Genomic DNA, 18,557 nt, shown 5'->3' with positions numbered 1-18,557 from the left:
AGTTATTTTTGACCATAGTATGCATTTTTACCATGTTTTCTTGAAAAATGCTTGTTCATAAGTACTCTATCCATAGTATTCTCAGGACTCATTAATTCTGTATAATATGCCATCTTTGCAACTTCTTCTAAAACCACTGCATTATGAACAGCCTCTTTTGCATTTTTACCCCAAGTAAAAGGACCATGGTCATTTACAATTACTCCTGGACAGTGTATTGGGTTTTTCCCCATAAATTCTTCAACAATTACATTACCAGTTTCTCTTTCATACTCACTACTTATTTCTTCTCGAGTCATTTTTCTAGTACATGGTATACTTCCATAAAAATAGTCTGCATGAGTAGTCCCACATGCTGGTATAGATTTACCTATTTGAGCCCAAGTTGTAGCCCAACTTGAATGTGTATGTACTATACCTCCTAATTCCTCAAACTCTTTATATAAAACTAGATGAGTTGGAGTGTCTGAAGAAGGTCTTAATCTACCATCTACTATATTCCCATCTAAATCAACTACTACCATATCTTCTACAGTCATCTTATCATACTCAACACCACTTGGTTTTATTACTACTAACCCTTTTTCTCTATCTATTCCACTTACATTTCCCCATGTATAAGTGATTAATCCTCTTTTAGGTAATTCCAAATTTGCTTTTAATACTTCTTCTTTTAGAGTCTCTAACATTCTGATTCCTCCTATATTTTTTTGATAAAATTTATTTTTAGTTTGCTTTTATTATTGATTATATTTATTTAGAATGATTTTGCAGTACTAACTATATTTTCTACAGTCAATCCATAATAGTTTAATAGAGATTCTGGATTTCCTGATTGACCAAATTCATCATTTATACCTATCCTCTTTACTACAACAGGGTATTTCTCGCTTAAAACTTCTGTAACAGCAGAACCTAATCCACCTATTACACTGTGTTCCTCTACAGTTACCACCTTACCAGTATTTTTAGCTACCTCTACTATAAGTTCACTATCAATTGGTTTTATAGTTGATATATTAACTACCATAGCTTCAAGTCCCTCTTTACTTAATAATTCAGCAGATTTAATAGCTTTTGAAACCATTATTCCAGTTGCAATTATAGCTACATCTGAACCTTGTCTAAGAATCTCGCCCTTTCCAATTTTGAAATTATAATCATCATTATGTATATCTTCAGTAGTTGCTCTTCCAAGTCTTAGATATACAGGACCATTGTAATCTACAGCAGAAAATATAGCTTTCTTTGCTTCTATTCCATCAGCAGGATTTAATACAACCATATTTGGTATACCTCTCATTAAAGATATATCTTCTATAGCTTGATGGCTTCCTCCATCTTCTCCTACTGTTACTCCTGCATGAGTAGCTGCTATTTTAACATTTAAGTTTGGATATGCCACAGAGTTTCTTATTTGTTCATAAGCCCTTCCTGCTGCAAATATTGCAAAAGTACTTGCAAAAGGTATTTTTCCACAAGTAGCAAGACCTGCTGCTGTACCAATCATGTCACCTTCTGCTATCCCCATATCAAAAAATCTATCTGGAGCAACTTCTTTAAATGATATACTTTTTGTAGCTTTTCCTAAGTCTGCATCCAATACTACTATATCTTTATTTTCTGCAAGTTCTTTTAACACTTGTCCGTAAGCTTCTCTAGTTGCTATTCCCATTCCTATAGACCTCCTTCTAAATCTTTCAATGCTTGTTCTGCTTGTTCTGCATTTGGAGCTGTTCCATGCCATGCAGCATTATTTTCCATAAATGAAACACCTTTACCTTTTACAGTCTTAGCTATTATTACTGTTGGTTTTCCTGTAACTTTTTTAGCTTCATCTATTGCATTTCCTATTTCATCAAAACAATGTCCATTTATTAGTATTACATTCCATCCAAAAGATTTAAATTTGCCATCTACTGGACTAACATTCATTACTTCTTCATTAGAACCATCTATTTGCAATCCATTTAAGTCAACAAATGCAATTAAATTATCTAATTTATAATGTGATGCTGTCATTGCAGCTTCCCATATTTGTCCTTCTTGAATCTCGCCATCTCCTAAAATAGTGTATACTTTATAGCTTTTATTATCTAATTTACCAGCTAATGCCATACCATTTGCAGCAGATAAACCTTGTCCAAGAGAACCAGTAGACATATCTACTCCTGCTACCTTTTTCATGTCTGGATGTCCTTGTAACTTAGAAGTAAATTTTCTTAAACTTATTAAATCCTTTTTTTCAAAATAACCTCTTTCTGCCAAAGTTGCATATAATGCTGGTGCAGAATGCCCTTTTGATAATACAAATCTATCTCTATCTTCATCATTAAATTTTATAGGGTCTATATTCATTTTTTCAAAATACAATACAGTTAATATATCTACTATTGACAGCGAACCTCCTGGGTGTCCAGACTTAGCTTCTGTTATACTTTTTATAATACTTATTCTTATGTTTTTAGCTATTTGTTTTAGTTTTTTATTCATTTTTATACCTCTTAAATTTTTATATTTCTACTAGGATTTTATTAAAATTTATTTCTCTGTTTGCCATTTTACGCAGAAATTCTCCTACCTCATTAAGACCTATTTTATGTGAAATCATTGGTGTAAAAATAATATCTCCTTTTCCCATAAAATCTAATGTTGCGGTCCATGCTCTTCCAGGATAAGGACTTGTATATGAATTCCAAGAACCTTTCAAAGTAAGTTCTCCACGTAATATGCTCTCCGTAGCTTTTGCACTAAGTGGTAATTCTGTATGCGAAATACCTACAAATACTATAGTTCCTCTTTTTTTTGCTATAAGTAGAGATTGCTCTTGAGTAAACCTACTACCAGCAGTCTCTATGACAATATCAGCACCACCATTAGTTATTTTTTTTATTTCTTCAATTGCATCTACTTCTTTTGAATTTACTGTATAGTTCGCTCCTAGACCTTTAGAAAGTTCTAGCTTTTCATTGAAAATATCAACAGCTATAATTTTAGATGCTCCAAAAACCTTTGCCCATTGTAAAGCAAACTGACCTATTGGACCACACCCTAGTACAACTACACTATCTCCTACCTTAATATCTGCTTTTGCAATCCCATGATATGCTATAGTTGCTGGTTCAATTCCAGCAGCAGTTTCATAATCTAATGTATCTGGTAATTTTAAAACATGCTCTTCAGGAACTTTCACATACTCTGCTAAAGCTCCATTTACTCTTGTCCCAATTATATTGTAGTCATTACATAATCCGAAATTCCCCTCTTTACAATAACCACATTCTCCACAAGGAACTAATGGGGCAACAGCTACTCTATCTCCTACTTTAATACTCTTTACTTTTGACCCTACTTTAGCAACTTCACCAGAAAACTCATGTCCTAAGATTAATGGATATGCTGTACCTCCACTCAATCCACTAACCATAGACCTAGGTAAATCCGAGCCACATATTCCAACATATTTAACATTTACAAGTACTTCTCCATCTGTTATTTCTGGTATATCAACCATTTCATATCTAACATCACCTATATCGTATAGTACTGATGCTCTCATCTTATTTGCCATATAAACCTCTCCCTTCATGCTATACACTTATATATAGCAATATTTATGCCATACAAAAAACAAATAATTCATATCTACAAATACCTTACATACAAAGCATTTTGACAGTGTATAATACATTTTATAAAATCAAATTACATTATTGTATAAATATAAAAAAATATGTTTTAAATAACAAAATAAAATTCATAAAATTAATAGTTGAGCACAATAAAACAGAATCCTAATATTTATCAAAATAAAAAGAAATCTACATTTCATTTATAGATTTTCAGATAATCTCTGATACTCCTATAAAATCAATTATAGATTTCTTGATTCATTGTATTCTTATATTTAATAAACTTAAGCTATGCTACTACAGGTTCTTCTGCAACATTTTTAAGTGCTTGTTTTTCTAAATATTCAAGTATACTTGTTTTATTCTTTCTAAATAATGCCCATAAGACAAAATAAATTACAACTGCTAATCCTATATAAATTGGATTTGCACTTAAGAATGCAAAGAACACTAATCCCATCAAAGGTTTTCCTAGTATATTGAAACTTGTTATAAGCATAGCTCCAGCTGGTATAGCAACACCTACACTTGTAGCCATATCTGTAAATAATGGAGCTGTAGATGTACATATATATAATCCTAATCCAAACCATATTATACCTGAAACTATTACTTTTGGTATATTACCATTATGTACTGCAACTAAACCTTGTACCATATATGGAATTGCAAGTAAGTCTACAACTGGTAATACCTGATTCCCTGGAAGTATCATAGCTACTACAAGCATTATTGGAATTAAGATAAGACCTGATATTAAAGTTGCAGGTTCACCATATCCCACAGCATCATTTACTGCTATATACCACTCGCGATTTCCAGCTTTTTGCATAATCTTTCTAGCAGCTTCTGTTATAGGTGCAAATGCTTGAGCAAACATACTTGCTACTTTTGGGAATATTGCCATAACAGCACTTGTAGATATACCAACTTTCATTATTTCTCCCCAAGCTTCCATAGTAGTTATTCTAGTCATATTACCTAGTATACCAATAAACATACCCAAGAAAAGACCTAGAGTAATCGGCTCACCTAAAAATCCTAATTTCTTTTCTAATTCTTTAGGGTTTAACTTTATTTTATTTAGTCCAAGTTTGTTATATATAGGGTCTGCAAATACTGCAAAGACAGAAGCTTCAACATTGTGCATAGCTATTATTGTACAATTAGGATATCTATAATAACTAGACCATCTCTTTGCAACTAATTCTGATATTAATAAACTGTATAAGTTTAACAAGACCATACACCCTATACCTAAAGGGAAATTGCCTGTCACTCCTATTACCATTGCTCCCCAAACCATATAAGAATAATTATTCCATAAATCTGATGGTTGGAATACATCTGTCCACTTTACTAAAAATAAAATAGTTTGCAATAATATTCCAAGACCTAAGTATATCATACCTGCACTTGTTGAAAATGCAACTAATGATGTAGCTTGCCAACCAACATCAAACACAGGTAAATTTACTCCTGTACTATCTACCATTCTATTAATTACTGGTGTTATTATTGGTGTAAATGAATTTAATATTAACGTAAAACCTTGCAAAGCAACACCTGCATATACAGCTGAAAGAAACGATTTCTTAGTAGTCACTTTAAATATTTTCGCTATTATGAATATTATAATTGGAACTATAATTGCAGAACCAAATGTATCGATTATAGATTTCATAAATGTTAACATCTTTTACCCTCCTATTTCTAAACATTTATCAAATTAATTAAATATGTCTAAATAAATATCTTTTTGTTGTCATTTTTATTCTAATAAATTCTTAAATGATGCCACTTTAATTAAATTTATTTTGATAGTAGTTATTTGAATAATAGTTTATTATAGTATCTAAATTATTAATTTAAATACTATAAACACTATTTATTTAAACTATCAATAACCTTTAAAACTTCTTCAAAGAATGCATCTTCTCCTATACCAGTAAGACAAGCAAATGCATTTATAGTTGGTATTCCGTAATCACCTGATTGAAGTGGGCTTGTAAATGTTATAAAATCAAATCTTCCTGATTGTGCCAAATTTAATGCTTCTGTTGGTCTAGCCTCTGTTGTTGTAATAGATATACCCTTATCTCCTAATACTTCTTTTAATTTACCTGCCACCATTGATGATGTAACTGTTCCTGAACCACATACTGATAATACATTAAATTGTTTCATAATAATTTCCTCCTAATATTATATTTAAGTTTTATTTTATATAAATTAAATTGCTCAAAAGTTAATACTGCTTTTAAGTTTCTAATTTTCTATTATTTACTTCTAAAACATCTTTTCATTATATTTCTATAAAATTTAATAATTCAGCTACTTCTTCTTTTGTTGATGCATTTTTTATATCTCTCAACAGCTTTATATTCTGAAAAACTGACATTAAATCTTTTAATAATTTTACTTGAGAGTCTGGATTCTTTACTGCTAGTAAAAATACAAGCTCCACATCTAATTTATCTGTTGGGTCTATCATTGAATTAAATTTCACTGAATTTTTCAATATTCCTACAGCTACATTAGATTCATTTACATGTTGTGAGTCTGTATGTGGAATCGCAACACACATTTCTCCAATATTAAGCCCTGTAGGTAATGTTTTTTCTCTTTTCAAAACGGCATTTATATATGTATTTTTTACATATTTTTTTTGATACATTTTATTTCCTAATTCTCTGATAATACTTTCATAATCATTAGCTTCTAAGTCTAATGATATTAAATCTACATTCATTACTCTAACTCCTCTCAAATTGTTGCTATATCTATATATTTTTAAATTTATCAAATATAATCTTCTTAAAATCTTCTTTATCAAAACACTGTTTAGCACTATTCATAAACTTTTCATCTTTTAAAATTTCAAGAACATTCTTAACAATATCTTTATCATTAGTCTTAAAAACTGGCATAAATACAAAATTCACATTGCCTACACCCCAGTCAATAGGGTTTTTTAATTTAATAAAAACAAATCTTGTACTATTTACTGTAGAAGAATCTCCATGAGGTACACCTGTAGCCCCTTTAGAATAGGTTGGAAGCATTTCTTCTCTATGTAGAACTGAATCCAAATAATCTTTTTCCACATATCCTTTATTGATAAGAATTGAACATACATATTCTAGTAAATCCTTTTTAAAATATATATCTGGCTCAAATATTACTAAATCCTCATCAAGCATTCTTCCATATCCTTTAATTTGACTATCATCTTGCTTTTTTGAAAGATAGATATCTAGGTTTTTAAAAACATCTTTATTATATGGAATAAAATTTATGCCTGGTATTTTGGGATTTATTGTACCAACAATGGCTAATATATTATTTTTTTCTCTTAATTTTTCAATTTTATAGGGAAGATTCTCATCCAAAGCACTCATTTGATAACATTTAGTATTGTTGTACTTTTCTTCTAATGTTTTGCTTATGTACTTAGCGGTTCCCTCTCCAGTAAGACATAGGGCTACAATTGCATTGGTTTTATCTATATGCTTTTCCAGTTCATAATTATATCCCATCCTATCTTTTACAAGAGAAAAAAACATTTCATCAAGTTCTTCATCTCCCATAGAAACTTTCCTAGCTGCTTCTAATGCCATTAAAAGATCTACTCTATCAATAGTTTTAGTATTTATGTTAGTTCTCTTATTTACTATTTGTCCTATATTTGTAAGTGACCCAATATCAACTAGAAATAATATTCCTTTCCCTTGGTCTATTATTTTTGACAACTCCACCGCCTTGTTATATATATTCATTGGTTTTTCATCTAAAGGCATGTCTATGGCCACAGGAAATTTTACTCCCAAAAGCTCTTTAACAACATTTACAGTTTCTGTAGCTATACGACCATGAGAGATTATTATCAATCCAACTTTATCTTTTTTTACTTCATTCTTTAAGGCTGATTTTATATAAAGTGTTATAAATCCAATCTCATCTTCTGGAATCTTAATTTCATTTGTATCTTCAATTTTTATTGCAAAGCGTTTTGCTATTTCATATTCTTTTGAAAAATCTATTTTTATTTTTTCTAAGTTTACATTTATTATCTTTTGATTTAGTTTAATCCTTTTTATTGCTTCTTCTAAATGTATTGCTAGATATTTAAATGCATTTTTATTTACTTCTAAATTAGTATTTTTTTCAATTATATTATTCATTAGCTCTTTTACCAGTTTTACTAGACTATCACTTACAAAGCTATTTAAATCACTCATTGAGAAGATTTCTTCATCGTTTTCTAGATTAAACTTTATGTCAGCAAATCTATTTAAAACAAAAGTCCATAAAATGTTTTCTATGTCAATATCTTCAATATCTAGAGACTTTAAATCATAATATTTCTTTTCAATTGTTTTATATATATCCTCTGGTAATATGTACTCATCATTCACAATATTTTCTTTTATTGAGGATTCCTCTACATTAAATGGTATAAATATAGCATTTTTTAAATACTTTCTTATTTCTGTGTATTCAACCTCTTGAAAAGCAGCATCTTTGAAAGAATCCTTAAGCTTTAAAACTTCATTTATATCTACTACTACTATTGATTCACAATCTTCATCTTTAGAATTTATAAACTTCATAAAAGCTCTTGCACAAAGAACCTGAATCATATTTTGTAATTGCCCTATATTTCCACTAAATTTTTTTAATGCAAGTATTTCAATCACATTTTTATCTACAAATATTTTTGCATTTATTCTGTTACACTCTTGTTGAAAGATATTGTATATAAGGTCTATTTTTTCTTTTAACAGTCTATCATGTAATGATGGTAATGTTATTAGCATTGGTATTCTTCTTCTAAATGTCAACAATAAATTAGTCTCTACGTTTTCAGTAGTTGCTCCAATCAGTATCATGCTTACCTTTCTTTCAGCATTAGTTTCACCTAATCTTCTAAATTTGCCTCTGTCTAAAATAGAAAATAGTATTTCTTGACCTTTTGGAGGTAATCTATGAATTTCATCTAAAAATAAAACTCCTCCATCAGCTTCTTCTACAAGACCTGGGGTATCATATTCAGCTCCTGTAAATGCACCTTTTTTATATCCAAATAATAAAGATAACAATAATTGTGGATTATCACTGTAATCAGCACAGTTAAATACAACAAAATTAGAATTTTCTTTTATTACCTTTTTTTTCTTTGCAAACTCATACATATGTTTAGAAAATAAACTCTTACCAACTCCACTCTCTCCTACAATTAAAGTTGGAAGACCTTTTGGAGGATACAATATAGCAGACTTTGCTTGTTCTACAGCATTTCTAAGACTTCCCTTATTTCCAATCAAAGTTTCAAACGGGTCGCTTGATTTTTCTTCAATTACCTCTACGATTTCCATTTCTAAACTTTCTTTAGGTAAAATTTCCTCTACAACTCTTCTTGATATATTGAATCCTTCTGTCATCAACTCTCTGGTAATTTCTGAAATAGAAATATCCTTGCTATTTTGCAATATTGCTGAAATCGCTGACTTTAAATAAGGATATCTTCTTTGTCTCGAATTACTTATATTGAGTTCTTTCCTTAGATTAGTTATATTTTCTCTAGTTGTATTTAAAAACTTTGCTATTTGAACATCTGTTAGTGGGTCTTTTTTATTTTCTGTATTTATGATGTTTACAAGTTTATCTCTCAACTCCATGCTTGATAACTCCTTTCTTGATAAATATATAAGCAACTATCGTGCCATACTTATTTCAATACTTTTTTTCTTTGCAACGCTTGTAAATGACTACTTTTTCATAAGCATTCATACATTTTGATAAACATTTGCTTTTTGTACATTTAGTAATTTACTAAATGTATTAACTGTTTTTGATTGCTGATATTATAATTCATAATATAGATTATCATATAAATTAGTTATAAAATTAGGATTGAAAAGTTTATTTAATTAGATATAATATTATATATCTACTCAACAAAGAATTTATGAACCCTTATGCTTTTAACACTTTCTGTTTTTAAATTTTAATTCGATATAATAGTATTTTATTAAATGCTCATATACACAGTAATTTAATCATATCTCTAACTGAGGTATGACTTTATATGACATATTATACTATTTTATTTATAAAAATAATTTACAAGTATTAAAATTACACACAGAGAGGAAAATAATATGAAAACATTTAAATCTGAAGCTTTATTGAAATACTCTGCAAAAGATATATTTAATATATTTATAAAATCTGCAAGACTAAATTTCCCTAATTTTAGCGAGAAGAGGGCGGTAGGTACATTTGTACAACAAAAAAATAATAAAAGATTTAAGGTTGAAATAACTAATTTTGAGAAGAATAGAATATATGAGATAAAAACAAGCAATAACAGAGAAAGTTTTATTACTAGATATGAACTTATACATATTGATTTAGAAAATACAAAACTTATTTTCACTGAAAGTGAAAGTGATAGAAATATATTTGGAAAAATTAATTCACTTATTGTAAGAATCTTATTTGGAAAAAGACAACCAGATGAATTTAATAATTTTATAAAAAAATTAGAACTAGAACTAGCAAATAAAAAGATTAATTCATAAATATAAATTAAATACTATTGTACTTAAAAACAATTAAATATATTTATTATAGAAATTAAATAGTTAAATAATTTATAATATAAGATAAATAAGGAGTACTTTTAATTATCTTTATTCTATGCGATTACCTAATAATAAAAGCTGTAGATTTTACCTACAGCTTTTTTAGATACTACTTATTTACATTGTTAAGACCTTTTGAATCTTATTGAAATACTTTATTCGCCTTAATACTCATAGTAGATTACATCTTTATACTCATCAAAAATCTTCTTATTTAACTCATCTCCACCGTCTATATTTGCACTATAAAAAATTGGTGGATTCTTTAACCCTCTATTAACTAACTCTTGAGTAACTTGAGCTATAATAGAATTCATAACAGTGGTTGCAATTACAGTAGACGTTGGACTAACTTTTTGATTTAGTCCATCTATGTCTACACAGGCATCTCCCTTTTGACCATGATTATCTATTACTAAATCACACACCTCATAAAGATTTTTTCTTGAAGAATGTCTTGAAGATACGCTCTTTGAATAACTTAAATTAGTTATACATATTACTGTTGCCATCTTTTTTTTAGCTTCTATAGCAAACTCTATACTTACTGGATTTCTACCAGATACTGAGTGAACTATAACTACATCTCCTTCTTTAATTGGAGTCTTATCAGCTAGAGCTGCACCATATCCTTCTAGCCTTTCCATCTTACTAGTGTGAGTTATCGGTGCTGTATCTAGCATTAGAGACTTTGCAAATACTGGATTTATAAGAACACATCCACCTGCCCTGTAGAATAATTCTTCTGTTAGTATTCCTGCATGTGAAGCCCCAAAGGAAAATATAGCACTTTTGTTTTCTATTGCCTCAACAAGGATTTGTACTGCTTTTTCCATATTGACTTTTTCTTCATTTTCTATTATGTCAATTAATCTTTTTATCTCATCTATGTATTTAAATTTCATACTTATAATACTCCTCCAAATAATGAACCTATAAACTTACTGATTATACCAAATAATGAAAGGTCGTTACCACCAAATATTAGTATCCAGTTTTTAATAGTTCCTGAGTAAATTACAGCAGATATTCCTACTAAAGCTACCATAAGTATTGCAGCTACAGCTGTACCTATTATAGCTCCACGTATACCACCTTGCGATTCTCCTATTACTGCTGCTGCTCCGCACTCAAAGAATGAAGTTATAACAAGTGGTATAATTAACATGTTAAATATATTGAAATAGTTACATATTAAAATCATAGCTGTAGATGTTAACATAGCAACTAAAAATCCTATTAATACAGCATTTGGCTTATAGTTAAATAGTATTGGACAGTCAAAAGCTGGTAGTGCGTTTGGTACAACTTTTTCTGATATGCCTTGGAATGCTGGCATTATTTGATTTATTAACATTCTTACCCCATGAAGCATGATTATAAGACCTGCCCCAAAAGAAAGACCTTGCTTTATTGCATATGTTCCAATAAACTCATTAGCATCCTTAAATGCCCCTGGTATTACTATTCCAACAACTATAAACATTAAAAATACTGCCATTCCACCACTTATAGATATTTCTCTAAAGAATGATAAACTTTGAGGTATGTTTATATCTTCTGTAGACTTTTCTTTATTTCCTACTAACTTAGCGACAAACCCTGATACAAGTGCTAAACAACCTGCTGGATGCCCTAGTGTAAAAGATTCATCTCCAATAACGTCAAATACATACTTTCTTAATAACCATGGCATTATTGACCAGTAAAGTGCTGATAGTACTGCTGCAAAAGCTATTAATACTCCACCACCTAATCCAGCTTCAACTCCTGATGCTACAAATATAAACGGAAACCAGTAAAGCATGTGACCTGTTAAGAAGATTGTCTTAATAGGTGTAAATCTTGCTATCATTAAATGAAGAGCTAGACCTACAAACATAGCTAAACCTATAACTCCTCCATAACTTGCAGTAAAAGTAACATCACTTAAACCTTCTGTTACCGCACCACCACTTATACTTTGGAAAGCTCCATTAATTGGTGCTATCGAACTGACTAACATACCTGTTCCAGTTTCCATAATTATGATTCCAAAAGCTGCAAGTAATGCCCCCTTTATAACATCTGATGCTTTCTTTTTCTGTAATATAAGACCAAATGCTGCTATTAATCCAATTAGCATAGACGGATTACGTAAAATATTATTTGAAATAAAATCAAGCATTATATTTTTTTAGTGATAGGTTAACTATTTAAGTTTTCTACCACTAAAATCCCCCTCTCTTGCTTACTATTTTTAATTTCAGTAAGCTTTTATTTTATGTCGATTAACTTAAATTTACTTTTAAATTTACTTTTTTAAATTTATACTATTTCTTATCATTTAAAAAGGTTTGAACAACTTCTGTAACTTCTGCTAAGTCCATATACTTCTTAACTGGATATACTGGTACATTACAAGTTCCTTTTAATTCATTTAATAATTCTTGGCTTGTAAATATACAGTCACAATCAGCTCCTCTAGCTGAGTTTATATCTGTATTTTCTACTTCACCTTCTATACTTAACTGCTTTAAAACCTTTTGTATCGTCATTTTTAATACCATTGATGAACCTACACCAAATCCACATACTGCTAATATTTTCATTTTAAATTCCTCCTAATTTTGTTTATTTATAAGTTCTAGTATTGAGGTTTTGTCTCCATTAATTATTAAATTTATATTTTCTTCTTCATACATCATTTCTGAAAGTGATGCTAATGCTCTGATGTGAGTAGTGTTATCTATAGCAGCTAGTACCATAAATATATTCACTGGCTTTCCTAATAAATCAACCTCATCTTTTACTATAAGTAAAGACATGGCAAGTTTGTTTACCCCTTCTTTAGAACTTGCATGTGGTAGAGCAAATCTATCAGCTAAAACAATATAAGGTCCATACTTTTCAACTGACTTTATCATATTTTCTATATACAAGTCTTCTATAGAGTTGTCTTCTAACAATGGTTTTGAGGCTATTTTTATTGCTTCTTTCCAATCTTTAACATTTTTTATTATATTGACCCTATCTTCATTAATTAATTCCTTTAACATTGGTTGATACATCTCTCCTTCATCTATCTTATGTATTATGTTTAATAAGTCAGCTTTTAGTGATTCTTCGTTATTAATAACTCCATTTTTTCTTATCGCCTGTATTATCAGTTCAAGATTGAAATACTTCTCATTTTCTTTTACACTTATGAGTTTGTTCATCAGTAATTGAATGTCTGATGTTGTTAAAAGAGGATTCACAACTATTACATTACTTACATTTTGTATGTCTATGGTTGTAATTATGTAATCATAGTATATATTTACTTCTTTTAGTTGCTTAATAGATACTATACCTACTATTTCTATAGTTGGTATGTATTTGTATAGCTGTATTTCCAAACTCTTTGATACCATAAGACCATTAGGACAAACTAGTAAAACTTTATTCTTTCTTAGACCATTATCTCTAGAACCTCTTAAGTATCCTCCAAAATATGCTGCTATAAATCCTATTTCTTCTTCTCTTATACCTTCAAATACAGGAAACTCTTCTTCATTTTCTATAATTGACTTTATAATCTTATAAAGTGACTTATGTTTATACTTCGTTTCGTCTAGCATAGGGTTGCTAATAGGAAACTTAAATCTTATTCTGTTGTAAGAAGAATGCAAGTGCCTTAAAATATTTTTTTTAAACTCATGTTTACTTTCTAATTTTATTGCTGTATTTACTTCAAACTTGTCTATAAGTTTATCTACATATTCTTCAACAACATCTTCCTTAACTTCACTATTTAAACTAGGAAGTGAACTTACATAAGCACATACATAGGCTTGTTCATTTTCATTAGCTTCTTCACACAAAAGTTCTTTACAATTATTAAAGTAACTAATTTTTTTAGCTTCATTTAGATATTTATAAGAATACAAGGTTTTCCCATCTCTTATTCTTTTATTTAGAAACTTTGTAAACTTAGTTAAATTTAATAAAGAGTAATCTGTAAGGTTTATGCATCCCTTTGTATCAAAGTCAGTTACTTCCTTACTTATAGAATTAATTTCTAATACATTTTCTTGTGTAAGTAGCAAGAAAAGTTCTCTAATAACATATTCATCACCTATTACTTTGTACTTTCCCTTGTACTCTAATTTTAGTCCCATTGTTTGAAGGTGCTTTTTTATATCAGTTATTGTTTGTACTACTGTGTTTTTTGAAAGTAACATTTCATTTGTTAGTTTTTCTATTGATATTTTTTCATCATGTAATATCTTGTTTAATATAAAAGTTTTTCTATATTCACTATCTAGAAATTTATCTTCTTCAGCTGAAATTATTTTTCTTACATTACCTAAGTTACCTTCAAATATAAATTTGTGCTTTATATTTTTTATATTACCTCTTTTTCCTAGTTCTTCATTTATAGATAGGATATCGTAATAAACAGTTCTTTTTGATACATTAAACTTTTCTTGTAGCTCTTGTGATGTTACATTGTTATTTTTAATAATAAAATCTAATATTTTTTTAGCCCTTTCCTTCATACTGCCTCCTTAATTTTATTATCTATATTTTACATACATAGTGCCATACCAAATAATTGCACATGATTTTACCTTATTCTATAATTTTGCACAGTTTAACCCTAATCTAAAAGATAAATGATACTAAAAAGTATTTTTTAAAAAATATGGGAATGGCATAGATTATTTTTTCAAAAAAACAATCTATACTGAGTAAAAAATCCCTAAGTTGTGTCTACTTAAATAAATAGTACTGTAATGATTTAATACAATCAAATACAATTATTACCATACAGATTGAAATAAGTATCTTTGCTAAAATCAGAAAAACACAGAATTTAGTATGAAGGTATGATACGATATATTTAACAAATAAATTGAAAGATAACAAATCAACCATCAAATAAAATAATGTCTATTATATTTATTATCAAGAAATTTTTGAAAGTAAGGAGAATTCGTATGGAACTGTTTAGCAAAAATAAAAAAGAAACAAAAGTCGAAAAATCAGAAGTAAAGCAGTATATTACTGGAGCAGGTGGCTGTATTGTCAGCAAATCGATTCTCAATGGAACATCAAAACTGAGGTGGCTTTTTAGAGAGCATAGTGAGTTTGGAAATGGATGGATTGCTTTTGGTGATACAGATACACAAGAGTATGTAGACAATCCCAAGAATATGGCAATTGTAGATTTTAATACACTTATTAACGTTGAACCAACTACTTTGAATATTTTTTATATGCCCATAGGAACTGATTTAGAATTTCACTCTAATAAAAGTGGAAAATATTTTATTGATACAAATACAGGAAAAGAAATTAGAGAACAAGTTAAACATCCTGCTCAAATAGCATTTGAAAAAAACCTAAAATTTCTAAATCAGGAAAACTATTCAATAGAATTCTTTCAAAGCTTGTTTCAAAGAAGTGAGAAACTTGAACCATTCATTATAGGAGAAACAGATTTCCCAAGTGGAGAAGTTGTCCTTGCAGACCCTCTTGCGTATTTAGGTAGTGAATATATGACTTATTTAGAAAGAAAAATACCTGTTGGAAGTTATTCGGTAGAAATTTCTATCTGCCATTCTAAAATTGCAGGACTTAGAATTGCAGCATCAAGATTGATTATCAATGACAAAAAACCTATCAAGTATGAAATTGCAATGCCAAAGGGAAAGAAATGCGAAGATTTTGGAAAGTCAGGAGCATGGACTTTCTTTGGTGTGGATACAGGATTAGCCTGTTTTTCAGACGCAAAAGTTGCAAAGGAGTATAGTAATTTTATAACAAAATGGCAAAATGAAAATCCAAGTAAAAACAAATATAATGATTATTTTGCAACACTTTTTCAAAAAAGTCATGAAATGCATCCAAATTTACAGAATAAAAATGGCAATTTCTTACTTTTAAAATTACCACAAACATCCTACAGATTAATTATGTTCACAAGCGGTATAGGTGATGGTATTTACAGCGGATATTGGGGGCTTGATGCAGATGGAGAGGTCGCAGAACTTGTAATCCCATTTATGAATCCAACATATTTTTAAGATATTAGGTTGATTATCAGTTTAAATTTATCATTAATATTAGTATTATACACAATATATGTTTGCCTCTATAAGAAAATCTTTTGAAAAATACAATTTTCTTATAGAGTTTTTTTATAATTACTTTTTAATTACTCTTTTTTCATTAGAAAGATATCATCTTTAGACATATTTTTGAATATAAATACTACAAACATTATTTCTTTTTATTTTTTGTTCTTGAAGCATGCTTAATAATCCATTGACATTCTTTTGTTATATTTTCTGTTTGCCAACTAGAAATAATTAATTCAAATTTGTCTTGCTCTTCTTTGTATAAATCATTTAGATTATTTGCTACACTCTTTTGAATTGTTTTATCTGTATCATTTTTTAGATTAGACAATAATTCAAAATAAGTATCAAAGTATTCTAAGGCAACATACATTTTTTTTGCCCATGGCAACCGTATTCTGAGACATTCACTGGATAATCGACGAACTCTTTTATTACTATCTTTACTCCATTTTAAAAGCAATTCCATAGACTGTTCTGGAAAATTATTTATTATAGTACGCATACAATATTCACTAGTAAATCTTTTTGTCAACTCCTTACTGAAAGTTGTACTTACTTCAAAATTTTCTCCACCAAACTTCTCTACATACTTTCCAATGGGCCATAGCCAATAACCCTCTGTAAACATGCCTAAACTGCCTTCTAACTCTGGACCTAATATTTTCTCAAAAACATTAATAGTATCTGAATAGTTTAAATTGATAGACTTTTTTAAAGCATTTGCTAATAACTCTTGCCTTTCATTGAATTCTAACAATTCAATAGTTGGTTTTGTTAGTGAAAAAAACTCATTAATAATAAATTCTGGATATACTGATTTTATTTTTTCAGCTAAGAAGTTTACATATTCAATGTCATAGTAGTCTTTCACTTTCTTAGCCATCTTTTCTAAACCCTGTCAATAAATGAGAAATCGCTTTATAAACTTGATTTTTATCTAAAATATTGCTTTCTGCAAGAAAAATAGATAAATCATTTAATGCACCAGAAATCATATGTGAAATCATATGAATATCAAACTCTATTAATTTCCCATTTTTTTGTGCAACTAAGAGTTGTTCTTCCAAAAGTAAAACAGAATTCTCATTATCCATTTTTTTCCACTCTGTCCATTCTATAATATTGGGTGCTTCGATTAATAATATTCTTTTGTTAGATTCTAAAGTAGCTGATTGTACAAATCCAACACAACCTAAAATTAACTGTTCCCATATATCTTCGGATTTCATAGCTTCTTTTTCTACATTTAATCCAACTTCATACTGAACAAGATTTAAAACTGCTTTAAATAGATTTTTTTTATTTTTAAAATGGTGATATACTGCACCTCTAGTCATATTAGCTTCTTCTGCGATAGCTTCTAATGATGTCTTCTCATATCCATAAGTAGAAAAATGATTACGTGCAATAGCAATCAAATTTTTTGTAGTATTTATAGATGCTAATTCTTTTTTATTTTTGTTCATTTTCTTTACCTGATTTCTTATAATTTTTAAGATACTCATTTGATGGCGGAATTATTTGAATAATATCAACCAAAATTTTACTTGGAGTTTCAATAATAAAATGTCTTTGTCCAAATTCTTCATTTTTTATATCTAATAAAAGTGATGATTTTTTTCTACTAATTACTTCTGAATATACAGTGTTTACGTCATTAACTTCAATATTAAGAATAAGGCCTTCACACTGTTTTCTATAAAGTTTAGGTATTGAATCATGTGAACTATCAATCAATGCCAACTCAAATTCATCATTGTCTTTTAAGCTAATATACCAATCATTATTAAAGGTTTCCTTGAAATCAAATAATTCTATAAAAAAATCTGCTTCTTTTCTTATATCATTGCACATTAGTACAGGATAAAAACTATTTTTCATAAAAATAATCTCCTTTATATTTGGTATCATCAATATAACATACGTACAGTATGTATGTCAAATATTTTTGAATAAAGGAGATTGAGAATTTATTTTAAAAGAAATATCTAAATTATCTTATAATCTTCCAGTTACTATCGTTTTTGAACAACAAGAGTGGGGCGAAACAATACATTTCAACTGATTTAATTTTTATTTCAAAATCTATTTTAGATTTTCATGACATAAAAATATACTCCCTTCATAGCATCAGTTGTTATTATTTCAACTGTATACTTATAAAG

The 18,557-nt window shown here is 28.9% G+C and carries 17 protein-coding genes; 2 read left to right on the top strand and 15 right to left on the bottom strand.

The genetic code is table 11. The features are described from left to right. Window positions 1-2 precede the first annotated feature (2 nt). From araD to IC213_RS02540, 8 genes are all read right to left on the bottom strand, one after another. Window positions 3-689, bottom strand: coding sequence for an L-ribulose-5-phosphate 4-epimerase (gene araD, locus IC213_RS02575; protein WP_227824116.1), 687 nt, complete (start codon window positions 687-689; stop codon window positions 3-5). A 68-nt stretch (window positions 690-757) separates the two neighbouring features. Further along, window positions 758-1,675 carry a transketolase family protein gene (locus IC213_RS02570; RefSeq protein WP_227482770.1) on the bottom strand — a complete coding sequence of 306 codons (918 nt, stop codon included), beginning with the start codon at window positions 1,673-1,675 and terminating at the stop codon, window positions 758-760. Window positions 1,676-1,677: 2 nt separating this feature from the next. Beyond that, on the bottom strand, window positions 1,678-2,499 hold the full coding sequence (locus IC213_RS02565; protein ID WP_255606540.1) for a transketolase: 822 nt from the start codon (window positions 2,497-2,499) through the stop codon (window positions 1,678-1,680). 13 nt (window positions 2,500-2,512) lie between these two features. Then, on the bottom strand, window positions 2,513-3,571 hold the full coding sequence (locus IC213_RS02560) for a galactitol-1-phosphate 5-dehydrogenase (RefSeq protein ID WP_227432744.1): 1,059 nt from the start codon (window positions 3,569-3,571) through the stop codon (window positions 2,513-2,515). 350 nt (window positions 3,572-3,921) lie between these two features. After that, entirely contained in the window at window positions 3,922-5,328 is a 1,407-nt protein-coding gene (locus IC213_RS02555; RefSeq protein WP_227432743.1) for a PTS galactitol transporter subunit IIC, read from the bottom strand. A 188-nt stretch (window positions 5,329-5,516) separates the two neighbouring features. Further along, window positions 5,517-5,819, bottom strand: a complete 303-nt coding sequence (locus IC213_RS02550) for a PTS sugar transporter subunit IIB (RefSeq protein ID WP_227432742.1) — start codon at window positions 5,817-5,819, stop codon at window positions 5,517-5,519. Window positions 5,820-5,937: 118 nt separating this feature from the next. Next, window positions 5,938-6,384, bottom strand: a complete 447-nt coding sequence (locus IC213_RS02545; protein ID WP_227862695.1) for a PTS sugar transporter subunit IIA — start codon at window positions 6,382-6,384, stop codon at window positions 5,938-5,940. Window positions 6,385-6,415: 31 nt separating this feature from the next. After that, the gene (locus IC213_RS02540) at window positions 6,416-9,313 is read right to left on the bottom strand and encodes a sigma 54-interacting transcriptional regulator (protein WP_227482773.1); all 2,898 of its coding nucleotides are present in this window, start codon (window positions 9,311-9,313) and stop codon (window positions 6,416-6,418) included. Between the two features lie 483 nt (window positions 9,314-9,796). Here IC213_RS02540 and IC213_RS02535 point away from each other — a divergent pair, with 483 nt between their 5' ends. After that, window positions 9,797-10,219 (top strand): DUF3284 domain-containing protein, encoded by a 423-nt coding sequence (locus tag IC213_RS02535; RefSeq protein WP_227482774.1) that lies wholly within the window; start codon window positions 9,797-9,799, stop codon window positions 10,217-10,219. A gap of 227 nt (window positions 10,220-10,446) precedes the next feature. Here the strand turns inward: IC213_RS02535 and IC213_RS02530 are convergent, their stop codons facing one another. The 4 genes from IC213_RS02530 to IC213_RS02515 form a co-directional block, all read right to left on the bottom strand. Beyond that, window positions 10,447-11,187 (bottom strand): SIS domain-containing protein, encoded by a 741-nt coding sequence (locus IC213_RS02530; protein WP_227482775.1) that lies wholly within the window; start codon window positions 11,185-11,187, stop codon window positions 10,447-10,449. A gap of 2 nt (window positions 11,188-11,189) precedes the next feature. Beyond that, window positions 11,190-12,449 (bottom strand): PTS ascorbate transporter subunit IIC, encoded by a 1,260-nt coding sequence (locus tag IC213_RS02525; RefSeq protein WP_227432737.1) that lies wholly within the window; start codon window positions 12,447-12,449, stop codon window positions 11,190-11,192. A gap of 145 nt (window positions 12,450-12,594) precedes the next feature. After that, window positions 12,595-12,873: a PTS sugar transporter subunit IIB gene (locus IC213_RS02520; RefSeq protein ID WP_227432736.1), complete on the bottom strand. Its 279-nt coding sequence runs from the start codon at window positions 12,871-12,873 to the stop codon at window positions 12,595-12,597. Window positions 12,874-12,885: 12 nt separating this feature from the next. Further along, window positions 12,886-14,805 (bottom strand): BglG family transcription antiterminator, encoded by a 1,920-nt coding sequence (locus tag IC213_RS02515; RefSeq protein ID WP_227432735.1) that lies wholly within the window; start codon window positions 14,803-14,805, stop codon window positions 12,886-12,888. Between the two features lie 441 nt (window positions 14,806-15,246). Between IC213_RS02515 and IC213_RS02510 the strand changes: the two genes are divergently transcribed. After that, complete coding sequence (locus IC213_RS02510) at window positions 15,247-16,335, top strand: DUF2185 domain-containing protein (protein ID WP_227824121.1); 1,089 nt, start codon at window positions 15,247-15,249, stop codon at window positions 16,333-16,335. A 196-nt stretch (window positions 16,336-16,531) separates the two neighbouring features. On the opposite strand, the gene IC213_RS02505 is transcribed toward IC213_RS02510, so the two are convergent. From IC213_RS02505 to IC213_RS02495, 3 genes are read right to left on the bottom strand one after another with little or no spacing between them, the layout of a single operon-like run. Next, complete coding sequence (locus tag IC213_RS02505) at window positions 16,532-17,275, bottom strand: DNA alkylation repair protein (protein ID WP_227824122.1); 744 nt, start codon at window positions 17,273-17,275, stop codon at window positions 16,532-16,534. After that, window positions 17,268-17,858 (bottom strand): TetR/AcrR family transcriptional regulator, encoded by a 591-nt coding sequence (locus tag IC213_RS02500; RefSeq protein WP_227432732.1) that lies wholly within the window; start codon window positions 17,856-17,858, stop codon window positions 17,268-17,270. Before IC213_RS02500 ends, IC213_RS02505 begins: the two co-directional genes overlap by 8 nt. After that, entirely contained in the window at window positions 17,845-18,273 is a 429-nt protein-coding gene (locus tag IC213_RS02495; protein WP_227432731.1) for a hypothetical protein, read from the bottom strand. The genes IC213_RS02500 and IC213_RS02495 overlap by 14 nt, the downstream gene beginning before the upstream one ends. Window positions 18,274-18,557: the final 284 nt, after the last annotated feature.

It is taken from the genome of Clostridioides sp. ES-S-0049-02 (assembly GCF_020658465.1).
Lineage (GTDB): Bacteria > Bacillota > Clostridia > Peptostreptococcales > Peptostreptococcaceae > Clostridioides.
This window is presented reverse-complemented; position numbering and strand designations above follow the sequence as displayed.